The organism is Methylorubrum suomiense (assembly GCF_022179765.1).
Classification (GTDB): domain Bacteria; phylum Pseudomonadota; class Alphaproteobacteria; order Rhizobiales; family Beijerinckiaceae; genus Methylobacterium; species Methylobacterium suomiense.
In genome coordinates this window covers 314,739-334,323 of record NZ_BPRE01000003.1, presented here as the reverse complement: position 1 = coordinate 334,323, position 19,585 = coordinate 314,739, and the positions used below count along the sequence as shown (strand labels likewise).

At 71.5% G+C, this 19,585-nt stretch carries 17 protein-coding genes; 11 read left to right on the top strand and 6 right to left on the bottom strand.

Translation table 11 applies throughout. The annotated features are described in order from the left end of the window. Positions 1 to 43 precede the first annotated feature (43 nt). Positions 44 to 733, bottom strand: a complete 690-nt coding sequence (locus tag MFF26_RS06940; protein ID WP_137829398.1) for a thermonuclease family protein — start codon at positions 731 to 733, stop codon at positions 44 to 46. Between the two features lie 156 nt (positions 734 to 889). On the opposite strand from MFF26_RS06940, the gene MFF26_RS06935 reads away from it, so the two are divergent. The 8 genes from MFF26_RS06935 to MFF26_RS06900 all read left to right on the top strand — a co-directional run bounded on the left by MFF26_RS06935 (position 890) and on the right by MFF26_RS06900 (position 8,714). Further along, the gene (locus tag MFF26_RS06935) at positions 890 to 1,201 is read left to right on the top strand and encodes a PepSY domain-containing protein (protein ID WP_137829399.1); all 312 of its coding nucleotides are present in this window, start codon (positions 890 to 892) and stop codon (positions 1,199 to 1,201) included. A 231-nt stretch (positions 1,202 to 1,432) separates the two neighbouring features. Then, on the top strand, positions 1,433 to 2,104 hold the full coding sequence (locus tag MFF26_RS06930) for a response regulator transcription factor (RefSeq protein ID WP_137829400.1): 672 nt from the start codon (positions 1,433 to 1,435) through the stop codon (positions 2,102 to 2,104). 113 nt (positions 2,105 to 2,217) lie between these two features. Continuing rightward, positions 2,218 to 3,573, top strand: a complete 1,356-nt coding sequence (locus MFF26_RS06925) for an ATP-binding protein (RefSeq protein ID WP_137829401.1) — start codon at positions 2,218 to 2,220, stop codon at positions 3,571 to 3,573. A gap of 123 nt (positions 3,574 to 3,696) precedes the next feature. Further along, positions 3,697 to 3,837, top strand: a complete 141-nt coding sequence (locus MFF26_RS06920) for a hypothetical protein (protein ID WP_171015463.1) — start codon at positions 3,697 to 3,699, stop codon at positions 3,835 to 3,837. A 130-nt stretch (positions 3,838 to 3,967) separates the two neighbouring features. Further along, on the top strand, positions 3,968 to 4,360 hold the full coding sequence (locus MFF26_RS06915; RefSeq protein WP_137829402.1) for a hypothetical protein: 393 nt from the start codon (positions 3,968 to 3,970) through the stop codon (positions 4,358 to 4,360). Positions 4,361 to 4,455: 95 nt separating this feature from the next. After that, positions 4,456 to 4,836 carry a hypothetical protein gene (locus MFF26_RS06910; RefSeq protein ID WP_137829403.1) on the top strand — a complete coding sequence of 127 codons (381 nt, stop codon included), beginning with the start codon at positions 4,456 to 4,458 and terminating at the stop codon, positions 4,834 to 4,836. A gap of 42 nt (positions 4,837 to 4,878) precedes the next feature. Next, positions 4,879 to 6,273 carry a PepSY-associated TM helix domain-containing protein gene (locus MFF26_RS06905; protein WP_137829404.1) on the top strand — a complete coding sequence of 465 codons (1,395 nt, stop codon included), beginning with the start codon at positions 4,879 to 4,881 and terminating at the stop codon, positions 6,271 to 6,273. Positions 6,274 to 6,362: 89 nt separating this feature from the next. Then, positions 6,363 to 8,714: a TonB-dependent receptor family protein gene (locus MFF26_RS06900; RefSeq protein WP_137829405.1), complete on the top strand. Its 2,352-nt coding sequence runs from the start codon at positions 6,363 to 6,365 to the stop codon at positions 8,712 to 8,714. A 143-nt stretch (positions 8,715 to 8,857) separates the two neighbouring features. Here the strand turns inward: MFF26_RS06900 and MFF26_RS06895 are convergent, their stop codons facing one another. From MFF26_RS06895 to MFF26_RS06880, 4 genes are all read right to left on the bottom strand, one after another. Then, entirely contained in the window at positions 8,858 to 9,469 is a 612-nt protein-coding gene (locus MFF26_RS06895; protein WP_137829406.1) for an ABC-type transport auxiliary lipoprotein family protein, read from the bottom strand. Between the two features lie 120 nt (positions 9,470 to 9,589). Continuing rightward, positions 9,590 to 10,672 (bottom strand): MlaD family protein, encoded by a 1,083-nt coding sequence (locus MFF26_RS06890; RefSeq protein ID WP_137829407.1) that lies wholly within the window; start codon positions 10,670 to 10,672, stop codon positions 9,590 to 9,592. Positions 10,673 to 10,869: 197 nt separating this feature from the next. Next, a complete protein-coding gene (locus tag MFF26_RS06885; RefSeq protein WP_238307806.1) occupies positions 10,870 to 11,604 on the bottom strand; it encodes an ABC transporter ATP-binding protein in 735 nt (244 codons plus the stop codon). 219 nt (positions 11,605 to 11,823) lie between these two features. Then, a complete protein-coding gene (locus MFF26_RS06880; protein ID WP_137829408.1) occupies positions 11,824 to 12,966 on the bottom strand; it encodes an ABC transporter permease in 1,143 nt (380 codons plus the stop codon). A 236-nt stretch (positions 12,967 to 13,202) separates the two neighbouring features. Here MFF26_RS06880 and MFF26_RS06875 point away from each other — a divergent pair, with 236 nt between their 5' ends. Both MFF26_RS06875 and MFF26_RS06870 read left to right on the top strand, forming a co-directional pair. Further along, on the top strand, positions 13,203 to 14,378 hold the full coding sequence (locus tag MFF26_RS06875) for an efflux RND transporter periplasmic adaptor subunit (protein WP_137829409.1): 1,176 nt from the start codon (positions 13,203 to 13,205) through the stop codon (positions 14,376 to 14,378). A gap of 61 nt (positions 14,379 to 14,439) precedes the next feature. After that, positions 14,440 to 17,559: an efflux RND transporter permease subunit gene (locus MFF26_RS06870; RefSeq protein WP_137829410.1), complete on the top strand. Its 3,120-nt coding sequence runs from the start codon at positions 14,440 to 14,442 to the stop codon at positions 17,557 to 17,559. Positions 17,560 to 17,673: 114 nt separating this feature from the next. Here the strand turns inward: MFF26_RS06870 and MFF26_RS06865 are convergent, their stop codons facing one another. Next, positions 17,674 to 18,351, bottom strand: coding sequence for a TetR/AcrR family transcriptional regulator (locus MFF26_RS06865; RefSeq protein WP_238307788.1), 678 nt, complete (start codon positions 18,349 to 18,351; stop codon positions 17,674 to 17,676). A gap of 99 nt (positions 18,352 to 18,450) precedes the next feature. Here MFF26_RS06865 and MFF26_RS06860 point away from each other — a divergent pair, with 99 nt between their 5' ends. Beyond that, entirely contained in the window at positions 18,451 to 19,191 is a 741-nt protein-coding gene (locus MFF26_RS06860; protein WP_137829412.1) for an SDR family oxidoreductase, read from the top strand. Positions 19,192 to 19,585: the final 394 nt, after the last annotated feature.

The window sequence follows — 19,585 nt, the reverse complement described above, 5'->3', positions numbered from 1 at the left end:
GGATCCCGCTCCGGCGAGAGGGTCGCGCCGTGCGACCCGTCGGTCAGAGCCCGGCGGTCGCGGTGGTCCGGCGCCGGGTCGGCAGATCGAACACACCCGCCCAGAGGCCGCGGCGGCGCCCCCAGGCGCGCTCGTCCTGGGCGACGTAGTCGGTCGAGACGCCGCGATCGGCCACGGCATAGCCGCTCTCGACGAGCCAGGCCGCGAGGTCGTCCGCCCCGAGGCGGCAATGGGCGGTCGCCACCCCGGTCTCGGCCTCCGTGCCCTGCGCCTCGCAGGTGACGAACGACTCACCGATCCGCGCCGTGAGCGCCTCCGCCGCGACGCGTCCGCAGGCATAGCCGCGCTCCTGCGCGTCGAAGCAGGTCTGGTCGAGGGCCGGGGCGACGATGCCGTGCAGGCGCAGGCGGCGGCCGCCGACCGAGAGGGTCGCCCCATCGATCACCGTGGCGGACCCCATGATGGGGGCGGCGAGGGGCGCGACAGGCGCGGTCGCCAGGGCGGCGATCCGGGTCGCCGGCTCACCGGCCCGCGCCGGGCCGGCAGTCACGCCGATCACGAGTGCCGCGAGCGGCAGGGCCAGGACGGCCGGGGCACGCCAGGCAGGGCGACGCGGTTCGGGGGCGGGGCTCTGATCACGCCGTGCCTCGGGCGTCGCGGCGGCGGACGGGCTGGCGATGGCGCCGACGAGACAGGCGGCGTAGAGCAGCAGGATCGTGGTGGTCAGGGACATGCGATGACTCGTCTGCGAGAGGGAGACGCGGCGGCGAGGCCGGCGCGCCGTCTGTGCCGTCTTCTCGCAGGCGGGCTCCCGCGCCGGCCTGACGCGCCCCGTCAGCCTCGCGTCAGGGAGATTCGGGCATCCCTGACCGGACCCCGATCCCGACCCATGCCGCGCCCGCTCCGCCTGCTCCTGCTCCTGCTCGCCCTGAACGCGGTCGTCATGACCCCGCTCGCCCATGCCGACAGCGACGGCGAGCGCGCCCGGGCGGCCCTGGAACGGGGCGAGATCCGCCCCCTCGACGCGGTCCTCGCCGCCGCCAAGACCGCCGTGCCGGGCGATGTGGTGGCGGTCGATCTCAAGCGCGACGACGGGCGCTGGCTCTACAAGCTGCGCATCCTCGGCCCCGACGGGCGTCGCCGCGACGTGAAGATCGATGCCGGCTCCCTCAAGGTCATCGACGATGACGACGACGATTGAGGCCGGGCGGACGCCCGATCCCATCCCTCCCCCTCATCCCGAGGTGCCGCGCAAGCGCCCGCGAGGGAGGGTTTTACGGATCGCGCGATCCGCTGGATCCCTCCTTCGCGGGTGTGGCGGCGCGCTGCCACCTCGGGATCAGAGAGGAGAGTCGGAGAGGCCGTCGATCGGTGCTCGATCGCTCTCGATGGGCCGGTTCGCCCGCCGCCCCTTCGCCACCGGACCCCATCCATGCGCATCCTGATCGTCGAAGACGAGCCGCGCATCGCCGCGGATCTGCGGGCGGGTCTGGAGCGGGCCGGCTACGTCGCCGAGATCGTCGGCGACGGCGAGGCGGCCTGGTTCAAGGCCGAGACCGAGACCTACGACGCGATGGTGCTCGATCTCGGCCTGCCGCGGCTCGACGGGCTCGGCGTGCTGTGGCGCCTGCGCGGGGCCGGCGTGCGGCTCCCCGTCCTGATCCTCACCGCCCGCGACGGTTGGCGCGAGCGCGTCGAGGGGATCGATGCGGGCGCCGACGACTATCTCCAGAAGCCGTTCCGCATGGAGGAGTTGGTGGCGCGGCTGCGGGCGATCCTGCGCCGCACCGCCGGCCACGCCTCGCCGGTGCTGCGGGCGGGGGCGGTCGAACTCGACACCCGCACCCGCGCGGTCTCGATCGAGGGCCGCGAGATCGACCTGACGGCGCTGGAATACCGCCTGCTCGCCTTCCTCATGCACCGCCAGGGCCAGGTCGTGCCCGCGGGCGAGTTGCTCGACCATCTGCACGGCAGCGACAGCGACCGCGAGGCCAACGCCCTGGAGGCTTTGCTCACCCGCCTGCGGCGCAAGCTCGGCCCCGGCGTGGTCGAGACCCGGCGCGGCCACGGCTACCTCGTGCCCGCCGATCCGGAGGGCGCGTGACACCGATCGGTGCCGATCCGTCCCCGACATCGATCCCCCCGCCACAAGCGGGCGGGCGGGCCTCCGCCGAGCACCCCGGATCCGACCGGCGGACGGGGGCGGGGCGGTTCGCAATGCGGCGGGATTCCCTGCGGCTCCGCCTCGGGCTCGCCGCCGCCGGCCTGATCGCCATCGCGCTGGCGCTGGCCGGCATCGGGCTGACGGTGATCCTCGATCGCGTCCTCGATGCCCGTACCGCCGACGGGCTCGACCGCCTCGCCAAGCTCATCGCGGGCCAAGTCACGGTCGAGCCCGGCGGCACGCTCGGCCTGCCGCAGGCGCCGCCGGACCCGCGCTTCGCGACGCCCTATGGCGGGCTCTACTGGCAGATCGAGGGGGGCGGGCATTCCCTGCGCTCGCGCTCGCTCTGGGATCGCGGGCTCGGCAGCGTCGCCGACACGGCGCAGGAGCCGGCGATCGGCGATCTCGACGGGCCGGATGGCGGGCGCCTCATCGCCGTGACTCGGCGGGTGACGGTCCCGGCCCGGGGCGACCCGGTGGCGCTCGCCGTCACGGTGGCCGAGGACCGGCGCGATCTGGCGCAGAGCCGGGCGACCTTTTTACGCCTGCTCGTGCCCTCGCTGGTCGCCCTGTTCGCGGCGCTGACGCTGGCGATGGCGCTGTTCGTGCGTCGCGCCCTGGCGCCGTTCCGAGCGCTCAGGGCCGACCTCGCCGCGGTCCATTCCGGCACCCGCGCGCGCCTGCCGGAAACCTTTCCGGAAGAGGTGCGCCCGCTGGTCTCCGACCTCAACCGGCTGCTCGACGCACAGGAGCGGGACTTGGAGCGCGCCCGGACCCAGGCCGCCGACATGGCTCACGGCCTGAAGACGCCGTTGGCGGTGCTCGACGCCCTCGCCCGCCGCACGGACACCTCCCATCCCACCCTGTCGCAGGACATCGCCGAGCAGGCCCGGGCCATGGCCCGTCAGGTCGAGCGCACGCTCGCCCGCGCCCGGGCGGCCACGGGCGGCCTCCGGCGGCGCGCCTGTCCGGTCGCGCCGGTGGCGGAGCGGATCACCGGCGCTCTCAAGCGCTTGCCGGACGGAGAGGCGCTGCGCTGGGAGAGCGTGCTGCCCGAGGCGCTCGCCTTCCCCGGCGACGAGGGCGATCTCACCGAGATCCTCGGCAACCTCCTCGACAATGCCCGCAAATGGGCCCACCGCCGCATCCGCGTCTCGGGCCGGGCGGACGGGGAGGGCGGGCGCCTCGTCGTCGAGGATGACGGGCCGGGCATGAGCGAGGCCGCCATCGCCGGCATCGCCCGCGGCCGCCGCTGGGACGAGAGCCGTCCCGGCACCGGCTTCGGCATCGCCATCGCCCGCGACCTCGCCGAGGCCGCGGGCGCCGGGATCCACCTCGACCGGTCCGATCTCGGCGGATTGCGCGTGACACTGGTCTGGCCGGAGCGTCGAGACCCGTCCGGGCCTTGACGCTCCGTTCACCCTACCCGCCGCCGACCGCCGGAATGTCGGGGGCGATGTGCGCCAGCGCATGCGGAAGACGCAGGGCTTGGACCTAAAGCACTCCCTCACAAGCGTGAGGGTACTGGGGCCATGGCCTCGAAGGTGCTGTTGGTGCTGACGGTGATGGTGCTCCTGATCGACGGACACGCGCCGCGGATGCGCGAGCTGCGCAATCCGGATTCCGAGGGCCATTCTCGCCCCGCCTTCAGCCTCAAGCGGCTCGACCCCTGATCCGGATCGCATGGGCCGTGAGGCAAAACGTCCGTCGGAGGCGGGACTTCCGCAGAAATCTTCACAAGGCGTCGGAAAGCCGGCACCATCGCCGCGGCGGATCGAGGCCGCGGGGAGGGGACGGGAACGAATGTCGGTACGCGGATCACGGCTCGCCCTCTGCCTGACGGCTTCCGTCATGTTTTCCGCGGGGCCCGCCCTGGCGCAGGACGGGTCGCTCGCCGAGACGGTGCTGGGACAGGTGATGAAGGCCCGCGCCACCCTGCAGGCGCAGTGCGGCTTCGACATCCTGAGGGAGAGCCCCCTCGGCGATCTCTCCTGCAAGTCGGGCACCCGCACCGCGGTCGAGGCCTGGGACGCGGCCCTGACCGAGTCCGGCCTCGCGGCCTCCGACCGCGCCGGAACCGCCGAGCGCCTCGGCCTCCTCCCCGCCCCCGAGGACGAGCCGGCGGGCATCTGGCGGGCCGATCCGAAGGACGTCGCCCGGCTGATCGCCAATCTGCGCCTGAAGGCCGGCGGCTGAGGCGGGACGCAAAGCCGGCCGAAAGCGTCGCGCCGGCGTCGGAAAGGCCTCACGGACGCGTTGACCGCTTCCGCCCGCACGCCTTAAGTGCGCCGATGCGCCCGCGCCCGCCACGCTTCGTGAACGGCCGCGCGATCATCGGGGTGATCGCGCTCTACGCGCTCGTCCTGCAGGCTTTCCTCACCGCGCTCGCGCCGATGGCTGCCCTGGCGCAGGCCCGGCCGGCGGACATTCTCTGCGCCGAGCACGCGGAAGGGGCAGGCGCCCCCAGCGATCACGGTCCGGCCTGCCTTCATCACGCCTGCTGCCTGCACGCGCAGGGTGCCGAGTTCGGCCTGCCGCCGACGGTGGCCGCCTTCGCGCAGGCCGTCTGGCCGCGCGAGACGATCGTCCCGACATGGCCGGCCGCGACGACGGCCCGCGCCCGTGCCCCGCCCGATCCGGCCATCGGCCCGCGAGGTCCCCCCGCCGCCTGAGCGATCCGTCCTCCGATCCCTCAGTCTCGGGCTACCCGTCCCATGTCCGTTCCGTTCCAGGGCAGCGCCCCGGCCGCCATGCGCGGCCGCGCGCGGCCGCTCCTGCGCGAGGCCGTCTACCGCGCGGTCTGGCGCTGGCACTTCCTCGCCGGCCTCCTCTGCCTCCCCTTCCTGATCCTGCTCGCGGCCACCGGCGCGCTCTACCTGTTCAAGGCGGAGATCGACGCAACGGTGTTTGCCCACCGCACTCTGGTGGTGGCCTCCGGCGCCCCGCTCGGGCCGGACCGGCTCGTCTACACCGCCATGCAGGCGGTGCCGGAGGGCGTGCCAATCTCCTATACGGAGCCGTCCGGGCCCGAGGCCTCCGCGCTCGTGACGATGAATGTCGGCGGGGAAAGGACCCTCGTCTTCCTCGATCCTTATCGCGGCGATGTGCTCGACGCCCTGCCGGCGGCCCGGGAATTCTCCGGCGTGGTGCGGCGGCTGCACAGCCTCACGCTGTTCGGCCCGGCCGCCAATCTCGTGATCGAGATCGTGGCGGGCTTCGCCGTGATCCTCGTCGTCACCGGGGCCTATCTGTGGTGGCCGCGCGGGCAGGGGGGCGGCGTGGTCTCGATCCGGGAGACGCCCCGCCGCCGGGTCTGGTGGCGCGATCTCCACGCGGTGACCGGCCTGTTCGCGGGCGCCGGCCTGCTGTTCCTCGCCCTGACCGGCCTGCCCTGGTCGGCCTGGTGGGGGCAGGAGCTGCGGGCTTGGTCGAACGCCGCCGGCCTCGGCCAGCCGCGCCAGCTCTGGGCCGACAGGCCGGTCTCGACGGTGCCGATGCGCGCCGTCCTGAACGAGCCCGGCTGGACGATGCAGGACGCCCCCGTCCCTCGCTCCGAGCCGCGCGCCGCCCCGGCCATCGGCCTCGACCGGGCGGCGGAGATCCTGCGCGCGATGGGCATGCCCGCGGGCTTCGAACTGGCCCTGCCGCTCGGCGAGACCGGCGTGTACGCCGCCGCCGCCTATCCCCGCGACGTCACCCGCCAGCGCATGATCTCCCTCGACCAATATACCGGGGAGAGTCTGGTCGACGTGCGCTTCCCCGAGATCGGCCCGGTGGGGCAGGCGATCCAGCTCGGCATCGGCCTGCACAAGGGTGAGTTCTGGGGCCGGGCGAACCAGCTCGCCATGCTGGTCTTCTGCCTCGCCACCCTCCTGCTCTCGGTGACCGCCGGGGTGATGTGGTGGAAGCGGCGCCCGGCGGGCCGGCTCGGCGTGCCACCGCTGCCCCGCGACCGGCGGGTGATGGCGGGCGTCACCGCCCTCATGCTCGGCCTCGGCGCGGTCTTCCCGCTCACCGGCCTCGCGATCCTTGCCCTGATCGGCCTCGACCTCGGCGTCCGCGCCCTGCTGCGCCCCCGCGGCCTGCGCCCGGCCGCGCACAGCGCCTGATCCGGCCGGGCGCGGCCCCCGCGCCCGCCGACACCCCATCCGCGGCCACCGCCCGTGCCGCCCCTTTCCTCCGTTCCACCGAGCCCGCCATGCCCGCCCGCCTGCGCCGTCGCGCCGCCCTCTGCCTCCTCGCCGCCCAGCCGCTCGCCGTGTCGGTCACGGCCGAAGCGGCCCCCGAATCCGTCACCCTCGAGGAACTCTCCGTCGCCGGAGAGGGCCGGGGCAACGGCGCCGGAGGGGCGCCATCCGGCGGCACCCGGTTCGGCGTCGCCGCCGCCCCCGGGGCGGCGGCGCTCCCGATCGAGCGACCGGTCGGGCAGATCGTCACCGCCGTCGGGCGCGAGGCCATCGCCAACCGGCCGGCCACGAGCATCGGTTCGGTGCTGCTCGACAGCCCCGGCGTCACCGTGCGCCAGGGCAATGGCGGGCGCGACGTCGTCATCTCGATCCGCGGCAACAACGCCCGCTCCACCGGCGTGACCCGCAACATGGTGGTGCTGGAGGACGGCTTCCCCGTCACCCAGGCCGACGGCGCCTCGCGCTTCGATCTCGTCGATCCCCGGGCCTATTCCCGCATCGACGTGTTCCGGGGGCCCCAATCGGCGTTGTTCGGCAATTACGCCACCGGCGGCGCGCTGGCTTTCCGCACCCGCACGGGGCGCGAGATCAGCGGCTACGAGGTGGGCGTGGATGCCGGCAGCTACGGCTATCTCAGCCGTTACTTCACCGTCGGCGGCGCCAGCGGCCCGTTCGAGATCAGCCTGTTCGCCAGCGACGTGCGCGGCAACGGCTACCAGCAGCACGCCTCCTACGACACCCAGACCGTCAACCTGCTGGCGAGCTACACGCCGACCCCGGACAACCGTTTCACCCTCAAGGTGATCAACAACGAGATCGACGCCAACATCCCCGGCCGCTCCTCCCTGAACCAGTTCCGCATCAACCCCTATCAGCGCGGCTGCGACACCGGGGCGAACGCCGCCCTGACCGGCTGCGCCACCTTCAACCTGCTCGATCCGGTCTCGGGCCAGACCGTCGCGGCCACCGCGGCGCAGGCCGGCTTCCGCCGCAACGACCGCCGCACCATCGTGGCCGGGCGGTGGGAGCACGACATCGACGCGCAGACGACCTGGCGGGTGCAGCTCGGCTTCGACGAGCGCAACTACAACCAGCCGTTCTTCACGTCCTCCGGCCGCGGCAGCCTGCCCTCCTACAGCCTGCTCACCGACCTGACCCGGCGCGGCGAGGTGTTCGGACTTCCGGCGGTCGGCTACGTGGCGCTCGCCTACAGCGCCGTCGACGTCACCGCCTCGACCTTCACCCTCACGGCGCTGGGAGGGGCGCGGCTCGGACCGCTGGTCGCCCTGCAGGACGCCCTGCAATCGAATCTCGGCGGGCGGGCACGGCTCGAATTGGAACTCTCGCCGGAATGGAAGGCCGTCACCGGCATCTCGGCGGAGAACACGACGATCACCGGGCGCAACCGCAGCTTCGCGGCGAACGGAACCGAGACGTTCCCGCGCGCCATCGCCGACCGCCGCTTCCTCAACGTCGCGCCCGAACTCGCCCTGGTCTACCAGCCCGACCCGACCTGGGCCCTGCGCGGCCGGGTCGCCACCGGCTACGCCACGCCGTCCTACTCGTCGCTGTTCGTCACGGCGGCGGGCGTGCCCGGCAACAATACCGGCCTGAAGACGCAGGAGAATCTCGGGTTCGACCTCGGCGCCGACTGGCTCGCGATCGAGGGCCTGAGACTGAGCCTGACCGGCTTCTACGAGTTCTTCCGCAACGAGTTCGTCTCGCAATCGCCGGGGGCGGGCCTGCTCAACTACACCTTCAACGCCCCGGCCTCCGAGCATCGCGGTATCGAACTGGCCGCGACCTACGCCTTCGCGCCGGGTTGGAACGGCGTGCTGGCCTACACCTTCGACGATCAGGTCTACACCGATTACGTCGAGCAGCTCAGCGTCCGGCGCGTCGCCCCCGGACTACCGGGCGGTTTCGAGAACGTCACGCGGTCGTTCAACCGGGCCGGCAACCGCATCCCCGGCGTGCCCGATCACCAGCTGCTCGCCCGCCTCGGCTACGACGTGCCGGCGGGTCCCCTCGCCGGGCTCGGCGGCTTCGCCGAGGTGGTGGCGCAGGGCGGCTATTACGCCGACAATTCCAACCTGCTGAAGATTCCCGGCTACGCGATCGTCAACCTCAACATCCACTACGCGGCTCTGCTGCCTTCAGGCTACGCCAAGCGCATCGACCTCTACGGCGAGGTCCGCAACGTGCTGGACACGGTCTACGTCGCCTCGGCCAACCCGCTCGCCAACACGCTCAACCGCAACACGGGCCTGCTCAACGGCCAGGGAGCCCTCGCCGCGACCGTGGGCTCGATCTACGCGGGCGCACCCCGCACCTTCGTGGCGGGCATGAAGCTCTCGTTCTGACGCCCGCGGGATCGGCCGTGATCGAAGGGATCGGCGTCTTCGACCGCCCATCCCGACAATCACCGCCATCCTGAAATGCGGGAGCGAAGCAGCCTGTCAGGATGAGGGGGAGGGGTGGGACGAAAGGGTGCGCGGCGAAGACCCTACCGCCCGGCATTCACCCAGCGCACGAGATCGCCGAGCACTTGGCTGAGCGCCGCGTCGAGGCCGGTCGCGGCGGTCTGGGGATCGACCTTCGGCACGGGGACGCGGGCGGTGAAGACGCGGGCGTTGACGACGCGGCCGCTGCCCTCGGCGATGAGCTTGGCGGAGAGATCGACCACCGCCTCGCCGGAACCGGAATCGATGTCGAACTCGCGGATCTCGCTGACCAGCTGATACTCCGACGGCACCTTGTCGCCGGGTCGGGAGACGGAGCGCAGGCGCCCGCTGTTCTCGAGGCTCTGGATGATCCGGGTCTGGATCAGCCGCGGCAGACGGTCGGCCCATTGGCCGCCGCCGAGGAAGGACAGCGAGCCGCCCCGCTCGCGCACGATGATGCGGTCGGCCTCCATCGGCTGCAGGCCGACCGGCTCCGACACGACCAGCGAGCGCGCGGTTCCGCCGGCCCGCGGCTGGCCCGGCAGGGCGGCGAGGTCGAAGGTCAGCGGCGTCACGCTGCTGCCGCCGCAGCCGCCGAGCGCGGCCAGCATCGCGAGCCCGGCGGCGGCACGGGCCGCACGGCCGGGAGAGGCGGGGAAAACAACTCGCATCATGCGCTCGGGCACCGTCCGTTCGCTCAGGCAGGAGGCGGAGAGGCCACCCTACCACGCCAAGCTTACGGCAACGCTCCACCCCCGCAGTGCGTCCCGACACATCCTGCGTCGCGCCGCATCTCAGCGGCCACCGTTGTATTCCGGCAACGACGGCTTGCCGCCGAAGATCACCTGTGAGGGATCCCGCTCCAGGCTCCGGGCCGCGCGGCTCAGGGTGTTGAGGGTGCGCTGGCCGTCGGTGGCGAGCGCCTCGACCTCGCGACGGCTCGAGCCCGACAGGCGGTTGAAGCTCGTCGAGATGTTGGCGGTGCGCTTGTCGAGATTCTCGGACAGCGTGCGGAACGCGATGCCGGCCTCGCGGACCGAGACGGCCGCCTTCTGGATCTCGGCGAAAGTGCCCGCACCCTGCTGGCCGGAGGCCGAACCGAGGAAGCCCTCGGCGCCCTTCAGCACGCCGTCGATCCGGTCGGCGGAGGCGCTGAGCTTGGCCGCGAGGGCCCGGGCGTCGTGCAGGCCCGCCTCGATGTCGGGGCCGGCCTTGGCCAGAGAGGTCGAGAAGGTGTCGGCGTTCTCGATCACCCGATTGAGGCGCTGACCGTCCACCGCCTTGACGAGGCCGGCGATCGAGGGACCGGCCTCGGCCAGCGTCTTGGAGAAAGCCTCGACATTGGCCAGCGTCCGGGTGATCGCGCCCTCGTTGCCAGCGACCACCTTGTCGAGACGCTGGAGCACGTCGTCGGCCCGCTGGGCGATCTGCTTGGCCGCCGCCATCATGTCCTGGATGTCGCTCGAATCGGCGAAGATGGTCGGCATCTGATCGCCGGAGCCGGCCTTGAGCGGGGGCGCGTCGGCGCTGCCGCCCGAGAGCGAGATCTGGGAGACGCCCGTCAGCATCGCCGAATCGAGCCGGGCGCGGGTGTCGGCGCGGAGCGGCGTCGAGGGATCGACCTGCACCACGGCGACGACCCGGCGCGGGTCCTGCGGCAGCAGGCGCACGTCGAGCGCCTCGCCGACCTTGATGCCGTTGAACGACACGGTCGAGCCCTTGGCCAAGCCTCCGACCGAGCCGGAGAAGACGATGCGCAGCGCTTGGCTGGCCTGTCCCCGGGAGCCGCCCTGGAGCCAGAACACGAAGCCGAAGGCGGCAAGCACGACGCCGATGGTGAAGGCGCCGATCAGGACGTAGTTCGCGCGGGTCTCCATCGGACTAGCTCTGTTCCCGATCCGGAGGGGTCAGGCGGTGCGGCACCGCACGTCGACCGATACTGAGCGGCACCGCTCCCGACCCTGGGTCGGGCGCCATGCGTTCGGCGGACGCCCGCCGCCCCCAACCCTCGTCCCCTCGCCCGGGGGCGATCGGCGATGCCTGGGCACCGCCGATCGGAAGGAGCGAGCGGGTCCTACGCATGGGCGTAGGCCGGCTGCGGAGCCGGCGCGGCGGGTGCCAGCGCGCGGGCGCGCTTGCCGTGGAAGTAGGAGCGCAGCCACGGATGGTCGTGATCCAGCATCTGCTGGATCGTGCCCTCCGCGATGATCTTTCCGTCGCCGAGCGCGGCGATGCGATCGCAGGCGGTGTAGAGGCTGTCGAGGTCGTGGGTCACCATGAAGACGGTGAGCCCGAGCGTCCGCTTCAGGGTCGAGACGAGGTCGTCGAACTCGCCCGCGCCGATCGGGTCGAGGCCGGAGGTCGGCTCGTCGAGGAACAGGATTTCGGGATCGAGGGCCAGCGACCGGGCGAGGGCCGCGCGCTTGATCATGCCGCCGGACAGCTCCGAGGGGTATTTGTCGGCGGCATCGGGTTTCAGGCCGACCATCTCGATCTTGAGCCGGGCGAACTCGTCGAGCAGCCGCTCGGACAGCTTGAGATGCTCGCGCATCGGCATCTGGATGTTCTGCTTGACGGTGAGGCCGGAGAACAGCGCCCCCTGCTGGAACAGCACCCCCCAGCGCTGCTCGAGCTGCCGCCGCCGGGCGACCGTGATGGAATCCACGTCCTCGCCGAAGATCTCGATGGTGCCGGAGCGCTTCGGCACGAGGCCGAGGATGGTGCGCGTCAGCACCGACTTGCCCTGCCCCGAGGGGCCGACGAATCCCAAGATCTCGCCGCGGCGGATGTCGAGGTCGAGGCCCTTCATCACCGCGCGCTCGCCGAAGGTCACGACGAGGTCGCGCACGCGGATGATCGCGTCCACCGCGTCCTGCGCCGTCTGAGGCCGCGAAGCTTGAGGGAAGTGAGGGTCAGCCAACTCGTCCGCTCGCGCTGTGAGTGAGGGCGCGGTCGGCAAGCGCCGACCGCCGCGCAATCCGTGCCGCGCTCCGTCCCGCCGAACCGGCCCCCGTTCGGCGATGGGCGCTCAGAAATTGATCGCGGCGAAGAAGACCGCGAAGAGGCCATCCAGCACGATCACCATGAAGATTGACTTGACGACTGAGGCGGTGACGTGGCGGCCGAGCGATTCCGCCGAGCCCTGAACCGCAAATCCCTCGATCGTCGCGATGATTCCGATGGTCAGCGCCATGAACGGCGCCTTGATCAGTCCGACGGCGAAGTGGTGGAACGACACCGCCGCCTGGAGCCGCGCCAGGAAGCCGTCGACGGTCAGCCCGCCGTAGAGCGCCGCCGTGAGCCCGCCGCCCGCGAGCGCGGCGAGCGAGCCCAGGAAGGACAGGATCGGCAACCCGATCACCAGCGCCAGGATGCGGGGCAGGATCAGGATCTCGATCGGATCGAGGCCCATTACCCGCAGGGCATCGACCTCCTCGCGCATGCGCATCGAGCCGATCTCGGCGGTGAAGGCCGAGCCGGAGCGGCCCGCCACCATGATCGAGGTGAGCAGCACGCCGAGTTCGCGCAGGATCAGGAGGCCGATCAGGTTGACGACGAAGCTCTGCGCGCCGAAGCGCTGGAGCTGGAAGATGCCCTGCTGGGCGACGATGCCGCCGACGAGGAACGAGATCAGCACGATGATCGGCACGCCGCGGAAGGCGACCTGCTCGAGCTGATTGACGAGCGCCGCCGCCCGGAACGTTCTGGGGCGACGCGCGACGCGACCCGCCGCCGCGACCACCTCGCCGAGGAAAGCGATGCCGGCCAGGACCTCGGCCCCGCCCTGGGCGACGCGCCGGCCGAGGCCGTCGAGCCCGCGCACCACCGGGTTGCGGGTGTCGGGGGCCTTCGGCTCGGCCTCGCGCAGGCCCATCTCGCCGAGCAGGATGCGGTGCTCGGGCCGTGCCCCCGCATAGGCGAGGCGCGAGCCCGCCCCCTCGATCTCGGCCCGCGTCCGCTCCAGCACCCAGGCGCCCAGCGTGTCGAGGCGCAGGACGGCGCTGAGGTCGACCAGAACCGGCTGGCCGCGGCCGTAAGCCGCGATATCGGCCGCCGCCCGCTCCACCGCCGGCCCCTGATCCGCGGTCCAGCGGCCGCGCAGGGTCACGCGCGGGCCGTCGAGATCGGCGCCCGCAGCGTCGAGCGTACCGGAGCCGTTTTCGATCCGCACGGATCACTCCCGCTGGCGCCCCGCGAGGGACGGGATCGCACTACTTAAGCGGTGCCTATATCGCATTGCCGCAGGCGGGGCCAAACGGATCGAGCCGCGTTGACTTTTGTTAGGCGCTGGTGCCTCTGCACGCCCGCCGTCCGGGGGCCTCCGCTCCCGAGCGTCCGACGACAGCTCCGGGGCGTCCGGGGCGTCGCTCCGGGCGCGACGGATCCCGTATCGGGTTCGAGGATGCGATGCCGGTTCCTGTCCGAGACCCTGCCGCGCGCTTGGCGCGCGGGACGCTCCTCCTCACGCTGCTTCTGACCGCACCGGCCGCCGGTGCCGAGACGCGGGGCGCGCCGCCCGCGGTCGGCACCCTCACGGTCTCGGCGCAGGAGGTGACCGAGAGCGAGAAATATGTCGGACGCATCCAGTCGGTCTCCCGCTACGCGGCGGTCGCCCGCATCACCTCGTTCCTCGACAGCGTCGTGTTCACGGAGGGGCAGGACGTCCGCAAGGGCGACGTGCTCTACCGTTTGGAGACGGCCCCCTTCGAGACGGATCTCGCCTCCAAGAAGGGGGCGCTGGCCAACATCCAGGCGCAGCTGAAGCTCGCCGACACCAATCTCTCCCGCTCGACCTCGCTGATGCGCGGACCGGCGGGCCTGCAGCAGAAGGTCGACGAGGATCAGGCGCAGCAGGGCGGGCTGCAGGGGCAGCTCCAGAGCGCGCAGGCCGATCTGAAGACGGCGCAGATCAACCTGAGCTACGCCACGATCGCCTCGCCGATCGACGGCAAGGTCGGCCGCACCGCGATCACCGCCGGCAACCTCGTCTCGCCGGATACCGGCGTGCTGACCACGGTGGTCAGCCAGGATCCGATGTACGTGCTGTTCTCGATCCCGACCCGCACGGTGATCGACCTGCGCAACCGCCTCGCCGCCCTCGGTGGCCTCGATGCCCTGAAGCTGCGCCTCGTCCTGCCCGACGGGCGGACCTACGGGGAAGCCGGTCACGTCAACTTCACCGACAACACCGTCTCGTCCTCCACCGACAGCTTCGCGATTCGCGGCGTGTTCGCCAACCCGTCCCGCGGGCAGAACAAGGCCGGGCACGCCGTGCGCGAACTCATCGACGGCGAGTTCGTGACGGTGATCGTGGAGAATCCCGATCCGGTCCGCCTCGTCACGATCCCGCGCGCGGCCGTGCTCACCGATCAGCGCGGCGACTACGTCTACGTCATCGGCGACGGGAAGGCGGAGCGCCGCAACGTCACCCTCGGCCAGCCGATCGGCAACCGGACCACGGTGACCGGAGGCCTCAGGGACGGCGAGACCATCGCGGTCGACAACCTCCAGCGCGTGCGCGCCGGAGAGCCCGTCGCGGCCGCGCCGGCGCAGGGCGGGATCGCGCAAGAGAGCGGCCGATGAGCCGCGGGGCGCGGCGGCGCGCGGGGCCGGGCATGGGGCTGAGCCTGGGACGGAGGGCGCGATGATCTCCTCGATCTTCATCGACCGCCCGCGGCTCGCCGCCGTCGCGGCGATCGTCGTGACCCTGGCGGGCCTCCTGGCGATGGCCCGGATCCCGGTCGCCCAGTTCCCGCAGATCGTCCCGCCGGAGGTGCAGGTCAGCGCCACCTATCCGGGCGCCTCGGCGGAGGTGGTCGAGGCCGCGATCGCGCAGCCGCTGGAGGCCGCTGTCATCGGCGTCGACAAGATGATCTACATGAAGTCGATGAGCGGCAACGACGGCAGCTACAATCTGACCGTGTCGTTCCAGCTCGGCACCGACCCGGACATCGACACCGTCAACGTCAACAACCGCGTCCAGACGGCTCTGGCCCAGCTGCCGCAGGAGGTGCGCCTCGAGGGCGTCACGGTGCAGAAGCAGGCGACCGCGATCCTGCAATACCTGATGCTCTACAGCGAGGACGGCAGCCAAGACCCGCTGTTCCTGACGAACTACGCGACGATCAGCGTCCTCGACGAGCTCAGCCGCACGCCCGGCGTCGGCCAGGCGTCGCTGTTCGTGAACCAGCAATACTCGATGCGCATCTGGTTCGACGTCGATCGGCTCAACAACCTGAAGATGGCGCCGTCCGAAATCGTCAACGCCGTCAACGCGCAGAACGTGCAGGCCGCCGCCGGCCGGGTCGGGGCACGTCCGGTCGGCAACGACCAGCAGTTCCAATTCAACGTCCAGACCAAGGGTCGGCTCTCGACCGCCGAGGAATTCGGCAACATCGTCGTGCGCGCCGATCCCGACGGCTCGGTCCTGCGGGTGAAGGACGTGGCCCGCGTCGAGATGGGCGCACAGAACCTCGACGCCATCGCCCGCCTCAACGGCAAGCCCGCGGTCGCGATCTCGATCCAGCTGGCGCCCGGCGCGAACGCGGTTCAGACGGCGGACGCGGTGGATGCCACCCTGAAGCGGGTGAGCCAGCGCTTCCCGCCGGGGGTCAAGTCCAAGGTCGTCTACGACGCCACGACCTTCGTCGATCAGACCATCAGCGAGGTCGTCCTGACGATCGCCGAGGCGTTCCTGCTCGTGGTCGTCGTGGTCTACCTGTTCCTGGGCAGCCTGCGGGCCGCTCTGATCCCGGCACTCGCGGTTCCGGTCAGCCTGATCGGCACCTTCGCGGTGCTGCTGGTGATCGGCTATTCGGCCAACACCATCTCGCTGCTCGCCATGGTGCTGGCCATCGGCATCGTCGTCGACGACGCCATCGTCGTGGTCGAGAACGTCGAGCGCGTCATGGCGGAGCGGCCCGACCTGTCGGTCGCGGAGGCCACCAAGCACGCCATGCGCGAGGTCACCGGCCCGATCCTCGCCATCACCCTGGTGCTGCTCTCGGTCTTCGTGCCGCTCGCCGCCATCCCCGGCCTGTCGGGGGTGCTGTTCCGGCAATGCGCGGTGACGATCGGCGCCAGCATGGTGATCTCGGCGCTCGTGGCGCTCACCCTCTCGCCCGCGCTCTGCGCCGTGCTCCTGCGCCGCAGCGGGCACAGCCGCGGGCTCGCCGGCCTCGCCCAGAGGGTGATCGAGCGGACGCAGGCTCGCTACGCGGCGCTCGTCACACGGCTCGTTCGGGTCAGCCTCGTCGGCCTCGCGCTGGTCGCGGTCTGCGGCGGCGGCATCTACGTCGCCGCGGCCCTCACGCCGAGCGGGTTCCTGCCGTCTGAGGATCAGGGCGCCTTCTTCGTCACGGTCCAACTGCCCGACGGCGCCTCGGTGGCGCGCACCGCCGAGACCGTGACGGCCCTCGAGACCAAGCTCCTGGCGATGCCGCAGGTGGCCGACACCTATTCGGTGATCGGCTATTCCTACCTCGACACGGTGAACGCGCCGAACATGGCGTTCATGCTGGTGCACCTGAAGCCGTTCTCGGAGCGGACCGGCCCGGAGGATTCGGCGCAAGGCTTGATCGCCCGGCTGACGCGGGAGGCGCAGTCGATCCGCAGCGGCGAGGTGATCGCCTTCAACATGCCGCCGATCATCGGCCTCTCGACCAGCGGCGGCTTCGAATACGCGCTGGAGGCCATCGAGGGTCAGAGCCCGGAGGAACTGGGCAGCGTCGCGCAGGGCCTGATGGCCGCCGCCAACGCCGACCCGCATCTGTCGGACGTGTTCACCACCTACACGGCGGCCAACCCGTCGCTGTTCCTCGACATCGACCGCGACAAGGCGGCGGTGCTGGGCGTGAATCTCGGCGATGTCTTCGATACGCTCCAGGCGACGTTCGGCGGCACCTACATCAACAATTTCAACGTGTTCGGACGAACCTGGCAGGTCAATATCGAGGCCGAGGCGGGCGACCGCGACAAGGTCTCGGACCTCTGGCAGATCTATGTGAAGAACGCCAAGGGCGACGAGGTGCCGCTCCGCTCCTTCGCCTCCAGCCGCTTCGTCGGCGGCCCGCAGGTGCTGACCCGCTACAACAACTATCGCTCGATCCCGATCGAGGGGAGCCCCGCCGCGCGGGTCTCGTCCGGCACGGCGCTGAAGGCGATGGCCGCGGTCTCGGACGCGACCCTGCCCAACGGCTACGGCTACGAGTGGACCGGCACCGCCTATCAGGAGACCAAGGCACAGGGGCAGACCGGGCTGGTGCTCGGCCTGTCGCTGGTCTTCGCCTACCTGTTCCTCGTCGGGCTCTACGAGAGCTGGATGATCCCGGTGCCGGTGCTGCTCTCGGTCAGCGTCGGCGTGCTCGGCGCGCTGGCCGGCATCCTGGTCGCCGGCCTCTCGCTCGATCTCTACGCCCAGGTCGGCCTCGTGGTTCTGGTGGCGTTGGCGGCCAAGAACGGCATCCTCATCGTCGAGTTCGCCCGCAAGCAGCGGGCGGAGGGCCATTCGATCCGCGACGCGGCGGTGGCCGGGGCCTCGGTCCGCTTCCGCGCGGTGGTGATGACCTCGATCGCCTTCATCCTCGGCCTCCTGCCCCTCGTCTTCGCCGAGGGCGCCGCCGAGATCAGCCGCCGCGCCATCGGCACCCCGATCTTCGCCGGCATGATCGCGGCCACGACGGTGGGGCTGTTCCTGATCCCGATGCTCTACGTCGTCTTCCAGAACCTCGCCGAACGTCGGTTCGGGCGGGGCCGAGCGGGGTAAGGGGGTCCCAAAGGGCGAGCCCCTTGGCGGGGTCGCGGGGCAGAGTCCCGGTTTCCCTTCAAACCCGGGCTCTGCCCTGGACCCGCGAAAGGACGCGTCCCTTCGAAACCTGGACTATCTTGCCGCGGCCAGCGCGTCCCAGGCCAGCAGGGCGATGCGGGCCGCGGCCTCCAGCTCGGAGCGGGCCGCACCGTCGCGGGCCTGGAGCGACATGCCGTTCTGGACGGATTGCACGAAGCGGGCGAGGCCGCGCCGGTCCGTCGCCTCCGGCAATTCCCCCTCCGCGACGGCTCGGGCGAGGCGCTCGTCCAGGCGCTGCAGCGCGACGGCGCGCTCCGACAGAAGGCGCTGGCCGAGATCCGGATGGGTGCCGGGGCAGACCGAAGAGAGCGTCACCATGCAGCCGCGGGGCGCATCGTCTTGGAGAGCGTCGCCGCAGGAGCCCGTCAGCGCCGCCGCCGAGTCGAGAAGATAGGCCGCGACCGCTTCGCGCGCCGTGGGGGCCGCGCGAAAGCCCGCCCAGACCCGCGCCTCGTAGGTCTCCGCGTAGTGGCGCAGGGCCTCGACATAGAGTGCCTCCTTCGAGCCGAAGGCCGCGTAGAGGCTCGGCGAGCCGATCCCCATGGCCTCGGTGAGATCGCTGATCGAGGTGGCATCGTAGCCCTTGCGCCAGAACAGGTGCGTCGCCCGCGCCAGGGCGGTCTCGCGGTCGAAGGCGCGGGGGCGGCCGCGGCCGCGGGCCTGCGCCGTGTCGGAAGCCGCTTCCGCGGGCTTCGCGGAAGCGGGTGGCATGGGTCCAGAATTCTGCATTGGTCGTTATGTAATTCGCTTGACGCCTCTCACCAACCCGCTTAGCCATTTCTGTGTCGATCGTTATATAAAGGTGCACAGATGAGCGAACTGGCTGGCAAGCGCGCCCTGGTGACCGGAGCCTCCCGCGGCATCGGCGCCGCCATCGCGCTGGCGCTCGCGGAGCGCGGCGCCGATGTGGCGATCACCTACGAGCGCTCGGCGGACCGTGCGGCGGAGGTGGTTCGGGCGATCGAGGCGAAGGGCCGGCGCGGCCTCGCTCTCCAGGCCGACAGCGCCGATCCGGCGGCGGTGCGCGGCTCGGTCGAGGCCACGGTCGAGGGGCTCGGCGGGCTCGACATCCTCGTCAACAATGCCGGCATCGCCCGCGGCGGTACGGTGGCCGAGATGAGCCTCGCCGACATCGACGCTCTCCTGAACGTCAACGTGCGCGCGGTGGTGCTCGCCTCGCAGGCGGCGATCCCGCATCTCCGGCCGGGCGGGCGCATCGTCACCATCGGCTCGTGCCTCGCCGAGCGGGTGCCGTTTCCGGGCGTGACGGTCTATTCGATGACGAAGTCGGCGCTCCTGGCCTTCACCCGCGGCCTCGCCCGCGAGCTGGGCCCGCGCGACATCACCGTGAACCTCGTCCAGCCCGGTGGGACCGACACGGACATGAACCCGGCCGACGGCCCGAACGCCGCCGGCATCCTCGGCCTGACGCCGCTCGGCCGCTACGGCACGCCCGACGACGTGGCCGCCACCGTGGCCTTCCTCGCGGGCCCCGGCGCCCGCCAGATCAGCGGCTCCGCCGTCACGGTGGATGGCGGATTGAACGCCTGACGGATCGATCCGCCGGCGAGGCCCCCGCTTGTCCGCCGCGCATCGTGACGACCCGGGGCCCGGCTCCGGTCGTCGCACGGGACGCCCTGCAGATCCTCGCGCGAACCACGAAATCCGCCACCCTCTTGATACATCCGCCGGAACAAACCCAAACGTCGCCGTCTTCCCCCATCGACAATGGAGGGAGTAACCATGCTCAAAGGTGGCCTTCTCTGGTTGATCGGCATTCCCCTACCGATCATTCTGCTGCTCTGGTTCTTTGGCGTCTTCCACTGATCCTGCACTGATCCCACTCGCTGCATCTGAGAGCTTTGAGCGGCGCAATCGCTGCTTGAAAGCGCGTGGCCTGTACGGATCGCGACATCCCTCGGGCGGGACGGCGACCGGCTCGGTC

Coding starts and splice junctions, on each gene's coding strand:
- MFF26_RS06900 (WP_137829405.1), top strand. CDS start 6,363: ATGCCCGCCCGCCTGCGCCGTCGCGCCGCCCTCTGCCTCCTCGCCGCC.
- MFF26_RS06870 (WP_137829410.1), top strand. CDS start 14,440: ATGATCTCCTCGATCTTCATCGACCGCCCGCGGCTCGCCGCCGTCGCG.
- MFF26_RS06865 (WP_238307788.1), bottom strand. CDS start 18,351: ATGCCACCCGCTTCCGCGAAGCCCGCGGAAGCGGCTTCCGACACGGCG.
- MFF26_RS06925 (WP_137829401.1), top strand. CDS start 2,218: ATGCGGCGGGATTCCCTGCGGCTCCGCCTCGGGCTCGCCGCCGCCGGC.
- MFF26_RS06930 (WP_137829400.1), top strand. CDS start 1,433: ATGCGCATCCTGATCGTCGAAGACGAGCCGCGCATCGCCGCGGATCTG.
- MFF26_RS06905 (WP_137829404.1), top strand. CDS start 4,879: ATGTCCGTTCCGTTCCAGGGCAGCGCCCCGGCCGCCATGCGCGGCCGC.
- MFF26_RS06890 (WP_137829407.1), bottom strand. CDS start 10,672: ATGGAGACCCGCGCGAACTACGTCCTGATCGGCGCCTTCACCATCGGC.
- MFF26_RS06875 (WP_137829409.1), top strand. CDS start 13,203: ATGCCGGTTCCTGTCCGAGACCCTGCCGCGCGCTTGGCGCGCGGGACG.
- MFF26_RS06895 (WP_137829406.1), bottom strand. CDS start 9,469: ATGATGCGAGTTGTTTTCCCCGCCTCTCCCGGCCGTGCGGCCCGTGCC.
- MFF26_RS06885 (WP_238307806.1), bottom strand. CDS start 11,604: ATGAAGGGCCTCGACCTCGACATCCGCCGCGGCGAGATCTTGGGATTC.
- MFF26_RS06910 (WP_137829403.1), top strand. CDS start 4,456: ATGCGCCCGCGCCCGCCACGCTTCGTGAACGGCCGCGCGATCATCGGG.
- MFF26_RS06920 (WP_171015463.1), top strand. CDS start 3,697: ATGGCCTCGAAGGTGCTGTTGGTGCTGACGGTGATGGTGCTCCTGATC.
- MFF26_RS06915 (WP_137829402.1), top strand. CDS start 3,968: ATGTCGGTACGCGGATCACGGCTCGCCCTCTGCCTGACGGCTTCCGTC.
- MFF26_RS06940 (WP_137829398.1), bottom strand. CDS start 733: ATGTCCCTGACCACCACGATCCTGCTGCTCTACGCCGCCTGTCTCGTC.
- MFF26_RS06860 (WP_137829412.1), top strand. CDS start 18,451: ATGAGCGAACTGGCTGGCAAGCGCGCCCTGGTGACCGGAGCCTCCCGC.
- MFF26_RS06935 (WP_137829399.1), top strand. CDS start 890: ATGCCGCGCCCGCTCCGCCTGCTCCTGCTCCTGCTCGCCCTGAACGCG.